This window comes from Pseudoalteromonas phenolica (genome assembly GCF_044788725.1).
GTDB lineage: Bacteria > Pseudomonadota > Gammaproteobacteria > Enterobacterales > Alteromonadaceae > Pseudoalteromonas > Pseudoalteromonas phenolica_C.
In genome coordinates, this window is record NZ_CP173162.1 from 927,056 (window position 1) to 941,955 (window position 14,900).

The window sequence follows — 14,900 nt, forward strand, 5'->3', positions numbered from 1 at the left end:
AAGAGGCTTATTTGCCTCTTTTTTTATTCTGTTAAAGTCAGTAAATATCTCACTTCCCATTCATTTTTTTATTGCATAGCTAATCTTAAAATACCGTTTCTAAAATGACGACTGTCATAGAAATTGCAAATTTAAGTCACTGAACTGTCACTGATATTTAGCCTAACTTTAAAATAGAGCCTCTATTCTAGCCTGCGTTCAAAACCCAAAAACAACGTAGCAAGGTAAAAAAATGAAAACGAATGGATTAAAGCTCAGCGCGCTCGCATTAAGTGTCACAATTGCTCTTACAGGATGTATTGACGGTGATGATGGTGCACAAGGTGCTCAGGGCCCACAAGGTGAAACGGGTCAACAAGGTGTGCAAGGTGAAACTGGTGCAGCGGGTGAAAACGGAAACGTGGCGCTGATCAACTTAGTTGAACTTGGCGAAAGTGCAGATTGTACTGACGGTGCAACACGTATTGATGCTGGTGTTGATGCAAACGGTAACGGCACATTAGAGTCAGGCGAAGTACAAAGCTCTACCACTATGTGTAGCGCAGCAGCACGTACATCAGCAATGCTAGCGGCTGGCGCACAAATTAAGTTTGACCCAGTTGCAGCACCTGAAACGAACTTTGAGAAGCGTCAGATCATGACTGGCCAAGCTAAAGCGGTAAACGGTGACTCTGTTCAGCAAATTAATGCTTCTTATAACATCTTAGCGCGTTCTGGCGACCAATATGGCGATACCGTATTCGGCCAACTAATCGACAAAGACGGTCAGCCTTTCTTCACTGAAGATGGCGAGCGTATTGTTGTTAATTCAAACGAGTTCACGTCTCTTTTACCAATTGGTGACCGTTTATTCTCTGTGTCACAAATGGAATCTCGTCCGGGTGCGATGTTCTTAATGGAACTAAACCAGAACAAACAAAACGGCGAATTAACCGTTAAAGATATGTGGCAGCTAGATATGTCAGATATTGATGGTGGTTGGGTACATTGTGCAGGTTCAGTTACACCATGGAATACTCATTTAGCGTCTGAAGAATATGAGCCGAATGCTCGTAACACGACGCCAAGCTCTAGCATGGTAGCTTATTTAGGTGGCAATGATGCAGATTGGAACCCGTACTTCTACGGTTGGCCAATCGAAATTGCAGTTGATGCATCTAAAACAGTACCTGATTCTGAGCTAACTAAGCACTATTCAATTGGTCGTTTAGCGTATGAGTTAGAATATGTGATGCCTGACCAAAAAACAGTTTACCTAACAGACGATGGTACAAACGTGGGTTTATACATGTTCTTAGCAGATAAAGAAGGTGATTTATCGGCAGGTACTATGTATGCAATGAAGTGGAACCAAACAAGTGCTGAGGGCATGGGGGCTGCAGACCTTACTTGGATCAACCTAGGTCACGCAACGTCTGCTGAAATCGAACCATATGTTCGTGGCAACAAGAAAGTGACTTTCAATGACATCTTCATGACTGAAGAGCCTGTTGATGGCAAGTGCTCTGCTGAATTTACCTCAATCAACGCGGGCGGTAACGGCCAAGAGTGTTTGAAACTGGTTGAAGGCATGGACAAAGTGGCGTCTCGTTTAGAAACACGTCGTTACGCTGCAATGATGGGTGCGACCACTGAACTTCGTAAAGAAGAAGGTATTACGTTCGCTGAAGACAAGGGCAAACTTTACCTAGCAATGTCAGCAATTGAGCGTGGCATGGAAGATGGTAAGAAAAGCGGTGTTAAAAATGATGCATACGATCTTGGTGGCAGCAACGATATTAAACTAGACGGTTACAACTCATGTGGCGGTGTTTATCAGCTTGATGTTGCTGCAAATGCAGAAATTGGCTCTGAGTATGTTGCAACGAATATCTCAGGTCTAATTCAAGGTATTCCTGCTCATAAAGATTACGGCCCAGAAAGCTCAATTCAGAAAAACCCAGAAGCATTCGATAATTCACAAAACAAGTGTCACATCGATGGCCTTGCTAACCCAGATAACGTGACTTACATGTCAGGTCATAACACGCTGATCATCGGTGAAGACACAGGTAGTGGTCACCAGAACGATGTGATTTGGGCGTATGACTTCGACAAAGAAACCCTAACGCGTATTCAAACGACACCATATGGCGCAGAAACAACGTCGCCTTATTGGTATCCAAATATCAATGGTTGGGCTTACTTAATGTCAGTTGTTCAGCACCCTTACGGTGAGTCTGACGAGACAATGAGCACTAACACTGGTGAAAACCGTGCTTACACAGGTTATGTAGGTCCTTTCCCTGCTAAAGCTGAGTAATCACGGCTCACAATAAAATAGCCACTTAAGTCTTTACTTAAGTGGCTTCTTAAATTCATGCGATATAAATGTATTTTTGGAGTTTTCCCAATGCAGAAAACACATCTAGCCTATAGTGTGGTTGGACTGGTCGTTTTAGGGGCGACGTCTTTCTACCTATCTGAAAGTGCACAAGCAAGTGCTGCTGAACAGTTTAAATCTGACACGCTTTCTCAGCTTTCTCCTTATATTCCTGCTCAGTGTTATACCAAACCGGTATCAACAAACGGGGAAGTGAATAACCCGTGTTTTGCGTGTCATACCGACAGCAAACGTCCGAACTTTTTGAATGATTCTGATGTGCAGTTGAGCTATAGCTTTCCGGGCGAAGCGACGAAAAACCCGTGGTTGAACATGTTTAAAGACCGCACGACAGAAGTCGGGCGAATTACAGATGACGAAATTCTTGCTTACGTTCGAGAGAGTAATTACTTCACCCTTGAAGGCAAATTAGCACTGGCAGATCATTTAGAAAAAAACCAAAGCAAATACGACTCGAATAATAATGGTCAATGGGATGGCTACGTACCAGATAGCTATTTTAATTACGACCATCAAGGTTTTGATAAAACCCCTGAAGGTGATTACACGGGCTGGCGCACTTACGCCTATTACCCTATGCCCGGTGGCTTTATGCCAACTAATGGGTCAACCGACGATGTCAGTATTCGTCTGGCGCCAGCATTTCGAAACAACGAACAGGGACAATTTGACCTAACCGTTTATACGGTGAATTTAGCCATTGTTGAGGCGTTGATCAAAGAGCAAGATATTCAAATAGAACCCGTTGATGAAGCGCGCCTTGGTGTTGACCTCGATAAAAATGGTGAATTAACCACTGCTAACCTAGTGCGCTACGAATGGGCACCCCGTGAAGGTAAGTTTATGAGTTATGTCGGCCAAGCAAAGCAGCAATTGGCTGAAAAAAAGGTGCACCTTGCGGCGAAGCTATTTCCTGAAGGTACGGAGTTTTTACACTCTGTTCGTTACCTAGACTTAGATGCGAACGATGACGTTGCCATGTCAGCACGTATGAAAGAATTACGCTACGCGAAAAAACAATTTTGGATGAACTACTACCAACTAGAAGAGCTGGTCGAGAAAGAAATCAAAGAACGTTATGACTTTCCAGATAGAACTAAACTGCTTCGCGGTAGCACAGAAGAAGGCTTAACAGTTGCACAAGGCTGGACTTACCAAGGCTTTATCGAAGATAAACGAGGTGCGCTAAGACCACAGACCTTTGAAGAGCAGGCATCATGTGTGGGGTGTCACAGTGGTATGGGCGTGTTGATGGACTCAAATGTGTCTTTTTATCGAAAGTTACCAACAGAGAGCTTTCAAAAAGGCTGGTATCACTGGCAACAAAAGTCATTTGCAGGTACGCCTGACAGAATTCGAGAAACAGACGGACAACCAGAATATAGCTATTACTTAATGAATAACCCAACAGGGGATGAGTTTAGAGCTAACCATGAAGTCAAAGCCAAGTTTTTTGACCAAGAGGGTAAGCCAAAGCAAGCGGCATTTGCACGTTTGCAGCAAGACATCTCTTATTTGCTTTTGCCTTCTAAGTCTCGCGCACTTGAATTAAACAAAGCGTATAAAGTGATAGTTGATGAGCAAAGTTACATTCATGGTAAAGCGCCGATAGTAAAACCATTAGATGATGTGATGCATAAACAGGTAGAAGTGGACCAAGAAACTGGGATCACTCACACCTTAAACGCATTTTAAGTGGTACTGGGGGCGGTATGACTTTGATCTGGGAATTTGTTTTAGCCTGTACTTTAATGGGCTTAGCAATCGGTTTAGATGTGGCCATTGTTACGGCTATTTATGCTAAACAGCTTAGCGTGAGCTCAGTTAAAAACCGCTGGGTTGTGGGTGTGACAGCAACGCATACTTTGTTTCCGATGTTTGGTTATATGCTGAGCTATTTTGGTTTGAAATGGCTACCGAGCATTAGTCCTATCATTGGCTTAGTTGCATTCGCGTTTATTGCCTATTTTTTGTATCAAGAGTTACAAGATTATCATGAAGGCGAAGAAGCCAGCTTTACCCATAAAGCGATTTCATGGGCGTTGATCATCGCCGTGAGTTGGGATGCGCTTTGGTCTGGGCCCGCGAAATCGGCCCAGATCATTAATTGGCCTGAGTTACTGGTATGGCTATCATTTTTTGTGGTGGGCGGACTTGTGTTGTTGTCATCGCAAATAGGCTTATGGCTTGGCCGCTATTTGCTCGCGTCTCAGAAAGATCCCAAAGTGAATCGAGGTTGGCATTGGCTGCAATATTCGACCATCGCTTACTTTGGTTTATTGGCTTTATTTAGATATACCTTTAATAGCCAAGTTCATGATGGCGCGATATTTATGTTGGCTGCAACACTGGTTGGCAGTTACGTATTTTATCCGGCGAGGCAAAATAGAGAGTAGCAAAGCTGATTGGGATTAAAGGCTGCTGTTACTCAAGCAGCTATTTATTGGAATGAAGTTTTTATTCGCATGAAACAAAGGGGTAAGCGTAATTCTAGCTACCCCTTTTTTCTTGCAAAGGAAATAGGAAAACTCATTTTTTACTTTCAACAACGTCAAATTAGAAACAGAAGAAAGCTAATCTATTTGACTATTAGCAAGTGTAGTCGAAGAAGTGGTATAACGCTTAATTATTACGTTAATATCATCTTTTAATTTCAAAATTGCGTCATTGATATGACTAATCTCTTGTTCTGTAAAGCGTTCTCGGTTGAGCATGAAATGAATGGCATTGTCGTTCACGACATAGGGATGCAACTTAATCTTGCCGCCTTGATAGGTTGAAATGTAGTAAAGCCCCGCCATTTCATCTTCAACTAAAAATTCGACTCGTTCTAAATGCACCATGTGCATGCGCTGCTTGATGCTTTTAACAAAGGCAAATAACCCTTTGTTTTCTGGCTTTTTAAAATGAGCGTCAAACTCATCACCATAAAATGCACCTGGGTTAATCACAAAAGACATGGCTTGCTCAAACAGAGTTTGCAAATGCTCAATTGGTTGAATAGGCAAGTGGGTGAATAATCGCATGCGCTCACGCCGATAAGGAACCGAAAAAGCGGCTATTTTTGCGCGCTCAGTGTTAAAGCTTGATGACGGCAGTATATCGACTAAGCCAATACTAAGCTCTTTGATGGCTCTATCTGTGGTGGGGAGTCGAACAAATTCAACACAGTATCCTGCGGTTCGAAAAACTTTGCGGCTAATGTCTATTTCTAACCCAAATGCCCTATCTTGCTGGTACATGACATAAGGAGGCCAGGTTGCACCTATACCAACATTCACAGTTTTGTCTTTTGTACATTGTGCAAAGAGAGATTGGCAAAAGAGCAAAAGGTAAAGGCTAAAACAAAGGCGCAATATGAAAACTCTTAATTAAGTCAACTTATTGCTTGAGTATAGTCGTTAATTACAAGCCTTAAAGCGAAAGAAGACGAGAAACAAAAAAACCTAGATAAATGAGCATCAAATCACTCTACTTATCTAACCTGAGCTTTGGTTAAGAGATTAATTATCCAGAGTCCAGAGCTCAGGTTATCTAAGCTAATATTGTTGCTTGATCGAAATTGGTGCTACATACAAGTCGACATATCTTTTGATATTTCGCTAATAAAGTTCCCCGATTTATCCATATATCGATAAACCATTACAACGCCAAGATCTTTAAAGGCTTTTAAGTCTTTGTTATCACATAAGGGTTTAAGAACGATATCTTGTAGAATGTTTGTAAATTGGTTTGGATCTATTTGCTCGACACTATAGTTGATCATTGTGTTGTTATAAATGATGTGATTACTAAAGGTAGCGACAGAATCTAAGCGTGTTTCTTCGTCTAACATCACGCCGCTATTCTTATTAATGATGGCAGCGGTTCTTGTTAACTCAATGGATAAGTTTCTTTGTTCAGGTGTTTGTGAGGCGAAGCTATTGAATGAAAATAACAAGCTAGCAGCTAATACAGGTTTGAAAAGGTCCATTTCAGTCTCTTTGGTCAAAAGATTGGACTATAAGCGATAATAGGGACAAAAAGCTATGCCAAAATGGCTTTTGGCATAGCTTGCTTATATAGATGCTAGAAACGATAACGAATTTTCGCGACAAAGTTGTCGCCGGTACGGTTATCCCAGCCTTCTTTAAATAGCGATGTATTGCTCTGATCTAAGTCGTCGATAGATTGCCCACCTCGGCTATAAACAAGATAAATGTTTGATAGAGGTGCAATTTCGTAACGGTAGCGAATTTGTAGTCGCGTCGTTGAGCTAGAAAAATCACTGACTTGGGTATTGGTATCAAATAAGTCACCATTACCGTCAATGGCAAATTGGTTACCATTTTTACCAGTTACACTCACCCATTGAAAACGCACTCGCAATTCTTGTTTGTCATCAATGGTGGCATCAAAGTCTAGGCTGTTTTCAAGCTGTTTAAAGTCATAACGTGCCAGTTGGCCATCAATCCAATATAAACTTTGATTTTCTTGAACGGCCCATAAACTCCAAGATACGCGGTAGTTATCGGTGAAGTAGTAGCTAGGGTGGTAGTGGAAACGGCCACCATTGCCTTCTCGGTCATAACTTTGTAGACCAAAAGCAACATGGTGACGGAACTTGTTTTGACTGCCAAAATTGTACTCAGTGAAAAACTCGCGGCCTGAGCCTAAATTGAAATCGCCATTGCCTCGGGTTGTTCTGTCATCAAGACCTGAAGACGTATAGTCAAAACGCCAGAACCAAAAGGCACTGTCTTTATATTCTTCGGTGCCAGTGATCCCAATTTCAGTTCTTAAATGATCGCCATCACTGTTGTGATCGCGCATAAAGTAACCTTCAACGCGGCGTTGCTTTAAGCTACTGTTTTCATCAAAATCAGTGAAGTAACGCTCATTGTTATACCAAACGCGTTGTAAATCTGAACGTGATAAAAAGCCTAAATCATTGACTTGAAACTTCTCGTCGTAAACCGTGAAGTTCAAGCGCTGTTGCCAGTTGTCACTGAATTTATGTACGAAGTTCAACCAGGCACCGTAACCGTCAACTTGATCTTTGTGTTTGTCAGAATCGACAAAGCTGCCGTTTACTTGCGCGCTAATTTGCAATGTATCAGACACATCAGTACGGTAATCAACACTGTGAACCTGAGACTCACGACCTTGCGTGGCCTTGTCTGCATAAGTCACTAAATAGCCAACCTGAGAGTCGTCAAAACGGTGTTGGGCACGGGCTGAAGCAAATTTGTTTGATTCTTTGTCGTTAAAATGACCGTCATCTTCGAATACAGCCATCACGCCAAAGTCGTTATTTTGGCCATTCGAGGTATATTTAACTGCGGCATCAATATCGCCATACACACCAATTCGGCGGGTGTGCACTAGACGCATTCCCGCATTACCTTGAATATCAAATAAAGCTTGGTTTTCGGTAAAGAAAGGGCGGCGCTCTGCAAAGAAAGTTTCGAATGGTGAAAAGTTAACAACTAAACCATCAGATTCGACCTGACCAAAATCAGGGTTTAATGCCACACTCAACTGTTGACTGGCATCTGGACGCCAGAAGATATCAACACCGAGGTTACTGTCGTCGGTGTCGTTGAGCATATCGTTTTGATATGTCGCCGAGGCAAAAACATCTAAAGATGAACCTGCGTGGTTCGCCACTTTGATTTGACTGAATTCGCGTAAGAAGTCAGGTTGGCTTGATGACGTTGGCGCATGGCTGTAACTTTTATTCGACTTCACATCGTGACGGCGAACGTAAATGCCCATTTGACGGTTTTCACCTTCAATCTTGGCCATTGGCGCAACGTTCCATGGGATCAAATATTCTGCAACCCAACCTGTATCAGTTTGGCTAGTTTTACCAAACCAAGTACCATCCCAATCACTTTTGAAGTTGTTATTGTTTTGCCAAATACCGTCGCGCATTGAGCCACCGTTTCCAAGGGCAAAGCCGTAGGCGGTGTTTTTACCGTTATCAAAGTCGATAATAAGTTCAATGAAGTCACTTTCTAAATCACTGTCTCGGGCGGTACGCATCGAGGTTTGTTCATTTAGAGCTTGTGTAGCGATAACAGCAACATAAATACCTTCTTCGCTAGAAAAATATTTTACCTGAGTTTGCTTATCAGCTTGAGCAAGCGTAAAAGGGCTGGTGGTTTTGTCTAAGTTGATGATTTGAGCATTTTGCCACTGGGTTTCGTCTAATACGCCGTCGACCTGAGCTGCCATTACGTTTGGTACCATAAAGGTGCTTGAAAGAGCGATAGCGATGGGTGAACGCTTTAACCAGTTACTTAATGTTGTTTTAATTCTTTTCATTTCTGATCCCTGTATTTTGCTGGCGCCATTATATAGAGAAAAATAGAATGAAAAACGCAAAGGCTAGCATTTAATTGGTTAATAAGGGGTTAAATTGTAAAAGAATATTACTTAATCAGAAAAATTTATTGGTTTCTAAAATTGAAGGGGGCAAGACCAAGCGATTGAGCAAGTTTTCTGACTAACCGCTTGGCTTAAAAAAGCAGTGCTAGATGTTTGCTTGGCGTAATACCAATCCGCAATAACACTTAATCATTTTGAGGGATTAAACCTGATGATAGCGGCGTTAAAGATTTCTCATTTAGAACAACTAAATAACGAAATATTTGCCTTGCTATCAACGAGGTTTTCTTGCCTCAAAATAGATCACTTACTTAAGCGGATTGGTATAACTTTTTGTTTTGCTGTAATAATAAATGAGATAAAACGAACGTACCTAGGCTTGGTAAAATCCAGCCGGCATTATATTGATAAAGCGGTAAGTAAGTTACGAATAAATCATGCAATTGTGCAGGCATTTTGCCAAGTATTTTAAAGGCATCAACGATCCCACCTGTAATAGCCGCGGCAATGGTTAAACTGTAGACTAAGCCATTAAATGGGCGTTTTAGATAGAAAAGACCTAATAAAATAATACTGATAGCAACAGGGTGTAACACAACCACTAGTGGCAATGTTATCGCAATCAGTAAATCTAAGCCTAAATTAGCCACCAATGTTGTAATGGCGACAATGATAATAGTACTGGCTTTGTAGCTAATGCCTTTGAAGTTTTGACTGGTAAATTCGGCGCAAGCACAGGTTAAACCTATCGCAGTGGTTAAACAGGCTAAAGTGACGATGATCCCCATTAATACCACCCCTGGTGTGCCATAGATCCAATTCATATAATTAGACAACAGCGCGCCGCCATTACTTTCAACAATGCCATAATTCGCGCCTACGAAAGCAATCGCAATATAAACGAAGCACATTGCCAAACTTGAAATAGCGACAATTTTGATAAGGTTTGGCACAACTGGGGCATTCGGCGCTGCATTTTTAAGTGCATTGATCACTAACCAGCCAAAACCAACCGCACCTAGCACATCCATAGTCATATAACCTTCAGACAGCCCTGCTGCAATGGCAAATGATTGATATTGCGCTGCGGTATTTTCGAGTTGTCCGTGAGGGTATAAAAATGCACTAATGGCAATGAATAGTAACATCAGCAATAAAACTGGCGTTAAGATTTTGCCAATTCTGTCCATTAGTTTACCTGGGCTAAGCGCAAAGAATAGTGTGGTTGCAGCCATGACTAGGGTAAAAGGCAACAACGCCCAGTCGGCGAAAAATGGCTTGGCAATAAACTCAAAAGACACACTGAATGTTCTAGGTAATGAAAACAGTGGGCCAATTGAAGAGAACAACACGCCCCAGAATAGTAAATGCCCTGCGCGAGGCAATTTATTGGTGAGTGCTTCACTACCGCCCATGTAGCCGATGGCAATAAGCGTAAGAGCAGGTAATCCCACTGCGGTGATCAAAAATCCGATAGTAGCTGGCCAGAAAAACTCACCTGAGCCTTGGCCTAATTGAGGCGGAAAAATAACGTTTCCCGCACCTAAAAATAACGCGAAGGTCATGAACCCAAGCGTCAACAGAGAAGACTTTGACATGAAAACCTCGTAATAACCTGTCAGTCAATTGAGCGGCGCATTCTAGGGATTATTAGGGACAATGCAAATTTAAGTGGAGTAATTAAACATGACAGTTGAGCAGCAAATCTAAACAAAGAAATAAATAAAAAGTGACAAGAATAAGATGCCTGATTTATTGCATAAAATAGTTATATAAATAATTAAATGGAAAATTTTATTTTTATTTCATAGGTTAGAGTTTTTACACTTTTCTACAACTTCTCACGAGATTTGACGGACACTCACACGTTTACGCGTTAATTTTAGTGCTATCAAAACGAATACCTTAGGCACTAATTATGAATGCAGCAAAAACACTAATCTCAATTTCTTTAGCGACTTTATTAACCGCGTGTGCGCATCACAACAATGTGCGTCCTTCAGACAGCGGCGAGCATTATGTGAAGCTCACGGCACAAACTAAATCTGAGGCAGGCAATGAAGCATTAAAACAGTCTAAGCACTTTTGCGATGAGCAAGATAAAAAAGCCTACGTATTGAATGAAAACATCACTTACGTTGGTAGCATGCCAGAAGAAGAATATTTACAGAATTTGAATATCGCCGGTGCAGTAGAAACTGCGGGTACAGTGCTTTGGATATTGGGTGAGAATGCCGTTGATGATGTAGGCGCAGCAATGTCGATAGGGGGTGGCATCGCAGAAGATTCTATGGGTCAGCCATACGAGTTGGTGATGAGTTTTACCTGTCGTTAAATATGCTATTAAATTAATTGCAGTATTTAAAATTTAAATACTGCAATTGAATCAGACTTCGCCCAAGTTGAGACTGCATGTGTTGAGTCTAGAAATTCAAGGGCTGTAGCTGAATTTAACTCGCTTGGTCTCAGGCTTCTTAAATGCTTAAGCGCTGCTTCGTTTATCAGAAATTCATCTATGCGATGGCTTTGCTCTGAGAAAGTTAAGATAGCGTGCTCGCTCTTTGATAACGTCACTTTGTTCAAGCCTTCAATACCATGTTCTGTTTTGCTTAACACTTTTACAACTTCAAATGCTTGTTCTTGGTTTTTGCGAGCTAAAACAATATCGCTGTTTATGGCATCGACCGCAATGAGATAGTGCCCGTTGCCAGCAAAGCTTACAGAAATCGGCATATTAAATAGGTGCTCTAGCGTTTGACTGAAGTGAAATTTTCCTGCTTTATTGCGTCTGTAAATAGATACGGCTTTACCATTCATACCTACGACAGCCAACAATTGGCCAGTCTTATCGGTTGTTACAGAAACCGCACCTGAAAGGGCTGCATCTTTGTTTGCATGAATTCTCTGCGACAGCATCGGTTTACCATCTTGATTCAAGTTAAATACACTAACACCATGGCTGACGGTTGCTGCGATAAACAACTGATTGGTATTGTGGTTAATTGCAAGCTCATAACCGCCTAAGATACCAAGGGCATCTTGCTCTGGTTTGATGGTGTCAGGTTGTTTAAATACTTGCGCAAAAGGCAGATTGTCTGACAAGGTGTGCTGTAACGTGAGTCCCGCATCTTCAGAAAAATTAAAGTGTAACAGTGCGCTGTGATAGTAACTTAACACGTAAATGTTTTGGCCGCTGTCGTCGCTCACCACAGAAAGTGCGCCCTCGAGTTTTACTTTGTCATTGCTTTTAATCGTTTGCCGATGTGAAAGCGAAAAGTCAGGGTTTACTTTAAATACCGAAAGCGAGTTATCATCTGCACTGGCAACAAATGCCCATTTCTTATCTTTGCTTAATGTAATGTCTCTCGGATTATCTAACCCATCTACACCTTGAAGATTGTCTTTTAAAACGAAGCTTGGCGTTTGAGTCGTAATAAGATCATTAGCACTGGCACCAATTGAAATGAATGATATTGCTAAGAAGAGATAGAGATAACAGCGGGTTGTTTGCAAAATTGATGACCAAAGCGTTTAAATAATTTGCAGTTATCATGTCATTTTTACTTCTTACTTAAAACAAGCATTTTCTGAGCTATCTCAATTAGCACAATATTAATACCGAATATTAATTGATCTGTGTCAATTTAGTGTTTAGTATATTCTAAAGTTTCAGTAATTATTGAAACTTTAGAATATTAGCTGAGGAAGGATTTCAGTTAATGCGTGCTTTGGGTCGTGTTCGGAGGGGAACATGTTAGATACATTAATGCTGTCGCGCATGCAGTTTGCGGCAAATATCAGTTTTCATATTTTATTTCCTACCATAACCATCGCGTTAGGATGGTTTCTTGTTTTCTTTAAAGTCAGATTTGAACAAACTGGCGATGCAGTTTGGATGCGAGCTTATCGTTTTTGGGTAAAAATCTTTGCGCTGACTTTTGCACTAGGCGTGGTGAGTGGCATTACCATGTCGTTTCAATTCGGCACGAACTGGCCGGGTTTTATGGAGAAAGTGGGCAATATTGCAGGGCCATTACTGGGCTACGAAGTGCTAACCGCGTTCTTTTTAGAAGCAACCTTTTTAGGGATCATGTTGTTTGGCATAAATAAAGTGCCAGTGCGCGTGCACACAATTGCCTGTTTTGTGGTGGCGATTGGTACAACCTTATCGGCATTTTGGATCTTAAGCCTTAATTCGTGGATGCAAACCCCCGTTGGCTTTGAAATGCGAGACGGCATAGCTTATCCGACCGATTGGTTGGCGATCATTTTTAATCCTTCTTTTCCTTACCGTTTTACTCACAAGCTGATTGCATCTGGCCTTACTGCAAGCTTTTTAATAGCAGGGATTAGTAGCTATCGATTGCTGCGCGGTGATGATAAAAAAGCGCCAAGGCTCACGCTTAAAGTTGCGCTGGTTGTGGCAGCAGTGCTGGCACCATTACAAGCTTATGTGGGTGATTTGCACGGCCTGAATACGTTTGAGCATCAACCTCAAAAAGTCGCTGCGATGGAAGGTGTATGGGAAACCACACAAGGCGCTCCTTTATTGTTATTTGCCATTCCAGACGAAGAGCAGCGTACAAATCATTTTGAACTGGCAGTGCCTAATTTGGCGAGTTTAATCTTAACCCATCAATTAGAAGGCGAGATTAAAGGCTTAAATGAATTTAAAGGTGAGCACCCACCTGTAAAACCTGTGTTCTTTAGCTTTAGAGTCATGGTGGGGCTTGGTTTACTCATGATTGCAGTTGCTTGGTTTGCTGCGTTCAAGCTCTATAAAAACAATGCTTTACCAAATTGGTTACTGCGAACTTTAGTGGCAATGAGCTTCTCTGGCTGGGTGGCAACGTTAGCTGGCTGGTATGTCACTGAAATTGGCCGTCAGCCGTTTATTGTTAGCGGTGTTTTAACCGTCGATCAAGCAGCCACCACTATTGCGCCAGCTAATGTCGGGTTTAGCTTAGTCATGTATTTAACCGTGTATGCATTTTTATTGGTTGCTTATTTACACACGGTATTTTTGATGGCGAGAAAAGCGGTGCTCATTGAAGAAATATCGCTACAAGAGCACGTCGGCAAAAAGCGTTCAAGTATTGAAATCAAGGAGTCTGCGCATGTTTGAACAAGATACTTTAGCAATTATTTACGCAGCGTTAATGGCGTTAGCTGTGCTTTTATATGCCATTTTGGACGGCTATGACTTGGGGGTGGGGATTTTGTTACCCACCAACAACGACCATGATGCCGATAAGATGATCGCTTCAATTGGTCCGTTTTGGGATGCAAACGAAACTTGGTTAGTTTTGGCAATAGGGTTACTACTAATCGCATTTCCAACCGCCCACAGCTTGGTGCTCAAAGCGCTGTATATACCATGTACTTTTATGCTAATTGGCTTGATTTTGCGTGGTGTTGCGTTTGATTTCAGAGCCAAAGCCATTGTCGACCATAAAAACGCATGGGACTTGGCTTTTAAATTAGGATCACTGTTGGCAGCGACATCGCAGGGCTATATGTTAGGTCGCTATGTGATGGGTTTTGATGAATCTGCTTGGTCTTATGGTTTTGCACTTTTGAGTGCAGTCGGTGTTGCTGCTGCGTATACCTTAATTGGTGCGGCTTGGTTGGTGATGAAAACCGAAGGTGAGTTGCAGCAATATGCTATTAAAGTCTGCAAGCGCTGTGTGTATGTTGCATTAGTGGGTATTGCCCTCGTGTCAGGCGCAAACTTATGGCTCTCACCTGAGATTTTCTTAAAGTGGTTTAGCTGGCCAAGCATGCTGCTGTTATTACCTCTGCCGATTATTTGTTTTAGTTGCTTTGTATTAATCGCTCGGAAACTATCGCAGCTAACAGCGCAACCAGATCATAAAGCGCATCATCCGTTTATTCTAAGTGTGGTCATTTTTACCTTGTCATTCTTAGGGTTGGCGATCAGCTTCTTCCCAGACATAGTGCCAAATCACCTAACTATCTGGCAGGCAGTTGCTGCGGCCGAATCATTGACCTTTTTGCTTTGGGGCGCATTACTCGTTGTGCCGACCATCTTGGGTTACACAGCTTATTCTTACCGTGTGTTTTGGGGCAAAGTCGATGACCTAAGATATTACTGATATCAGTTTTAACTTTACTAGCAAGTTTA

11 protein-coding genes are annotated in these 14,900 nt (G+C 41.9%); 6 read left to right on the forward strand and 5 right to left on the reverse strand.

The window, feature by feature from the left end; translation table 11 throughout:
* Positions 1–232 precede the first annotated feature (232 nt).
* The 3 genes from ACH784_RS21570 to ACH784_RS21580 all read left to right on the forward strand — a co-directional run bounded on the left by ACH784_RS21570 (position 233) and on the right by ACH784_RS21580 (position 4,779).
* On the forward strand, positions 233–2,302 hold the full coding sequence (locus ACH784_RS21570) for an alkaline phosphatase PhoX (RefSeq protein WP_404395911.1): 2,070 nt from the start codon (positions 233–235) through the stop codon (positions 2,300–2,302).
* A gap of 90 nt (positions 2,303–2,392) precedes the next feature.
* On the forward strand, positions 2,393–4,078 hold the full coding sequence (locus ACH784_RS21575; RefSeq protein ID WP_404395912.1) for a hypothetical protein: 1,686 nt from the start codon (positions 2,393–2,395) through the stop codon (positions 4,076–4,078).
* Positions 4,079–4,095: 17 nt separating this feature from the next.
* On the forward strand, positions 4,096–4,779 hold the full coding sequence (locus ACH784_RS21580; protein ID WP_404395914.1) for a manganese efflux pump: 684 nt from the start codon (positions 4,096–4,098) through the stop codon (positions 4,777–4,779).
* 177 nt (positions 4,780–4,956) lie between these two features.
* Here ACH784_RS21580 and ACH784_RS21585 read toward each other — a convergent pair whose 3' ends face one another.
* From ACH784_RS21585 to brnQ, 4 genes are all read right to left on the reverse strand, one after another.
* Entirely contained in the window at positions 4,957–5,664 is a 708-nt protein-coding gene (locus tag ACH784_RS21585) for a substrate-binding periplasmic protein (protein ID WP_404395916.1), read from the reverse strand.
* A gap of 287 nt (positions 5,665–5,951) precedes the next feature.
* Positions 5,952–6,356, reverse strand: coding sequence for a hypothetical protein (locus ACH784_RS21590; protein ID WP_404395918.1), 405 nt, complete (start codon positions 6,354–6,356; stop codon positions 5,952–5,954).
* A gap of 95 nt (positions 6,357–6,451) precedes the next feature.
* Positions 6,452–8,692 (reverse strand): DUF5916 domain-containing protein, encoded by a 2,241-nt coding sequence (locus ACH784_RS21595; RefSeq protein ID WP_404395920.1) that lies wholly within the window; start codon positions 8,690–8,692, stop codon positions 6,452–6,454.
* Positions 8,693–9,066: 374 nt separating this feature from the next.
* On the reverse strand, positions 9,067–10,353 hold the full coding sequence (gene brnQ, locus ACH784_RS21600; RefSeq protein ID WP_404395922.1) for a branched-chain amino acid transport system II carrier protein: 1,287 nt from the start codon (positions 10,351–10,353) through the stop codon (positions 9,067–9,069).
* Positions 10,354–10,673: 320 nt separating this feature from the next.
* Between brnQ and ACH784_RS21605 the strand changes: the two genes are divergently transcribed.
* Complete coding sequence (locus tag ACH784_RS21605; protein ID WP_404395924.1) at positions 10,674–11,090, forward strand: hypothetical protein; 417 nt, start codon at positions 10,674–10,676, stop codon at positions 11,088–11,090.
* A gap of 26 nt (positions 11,091–11,116) precedes the next feature.
* On the opposite strand, the gene ACH784_RS21610 is transcribed toward ACH784_RS21605, so the two are convergent.
* Entirely contained in the window at positions 11,117–12,268 is a 1,152-nt protein-coding gene (locus ACH784_RS21610; RefSeq protein WP_404395926.1) for a hypothetical protein, read from the reverse strand.
* Positions 12,269–12,506: 238 nt separating this feature from the next.
* Here ACH784_RS21610 and ACH784_RS21615 point away from each other — a divergent pair, with 238 nt between their 5' ends.
* Positions 12,507–13,880, forward strand: coding sequence for a cytochrome ubiquinol oxidase subunit I (locus ACH784_RS21615; RefSeq protein WP_404395928.1), 1,374 nt, complete (start codon positions 12,507–12,509; stop codon positions 13,878–13,880).
* Positions 13,873–14,871, forward strand: a complete 999-nt coding sequence (cydB, locus tag ACH784_RS21620) for a cytochrome d ubiquinol oxidase subunit II (RefSeq protein ID WP_404395930.1) — start codon at positions 13,873–13,875, stop codon at positions 14,869–14,871. The genes ACH784_RS21615 and cydB overlap by 8 nt, the downstream gene beginning before the upstream one ends.
* Positions 14,872–14,900: the final 29 nt, after the last annotated feature.

Excerpts from the sequence above, each read along its gene's own strand:
- brnQ (WP_404395922.1), bottom strand. The coding sequence starts at position 10,353 with ATGTCAAAGTCTTCTCTGTTGACGCTTGGGTTCATGACCTTCGCGTTA.
- ACH784_RS21595 (WP_404395920.1), bottom strand. The coding sequence starts at position 8,692 with ATGAAAAGAATTAAAACAACATTAAGTAACTGGTTAAAGCGTTCACCC.
- ACH784_RS21575 (WP_404395912.1), top strand. The coding sequence starts at position 2,393 with ATGCAGAAAACACATCTAGCCTATAGTGTGGTTGGACTGGTCGTTTTA.
- ACH784_RS21615 (WP_404395928.1), top strand. The coding sequence starts at position 12,507 with ATGTTAGATACATTAATGCTGTCGCGCATGCAGTTTGCGGCAAATATC.
- ACH784_RS21590 (WP_404395918.1), bottom strand. The coding sequence starts at position 6,356 with ATGGACCTTTTCAAACCTGTATTAGCTGCTAGCTTGTTATTTTCATTC.
- cydB (WP_404395930.1), top strand. The coding sequence starts at position 13,873 with ATGTTTGAACAAGATACTTTAGCAATTATTTACGCAGCGTTAATGGCG.
- ACH784_RS21605 (WP_404395924.1), top strand. The coding sequence starts at position 10,674 with ATGAATGCAGCAAAAACACTAATCTCAATTTCTTTAGCGACTTTATTA.
- ACH784_RS21570 (WP_404395911.1), top strand. The coding sequence starts at position 233 with ATGAAAACGAATGGATTAAAGCTCAGCGCGCTCGCATTAAGTGTCACA.
- ACH784_RS21580 (WP_404395914.1), top strand. The coding sequence starts at position 4,096 with ATGACTTTGATCTGGGAATTTGTTTTAGCCTGTACTTTAATGGGCTTA.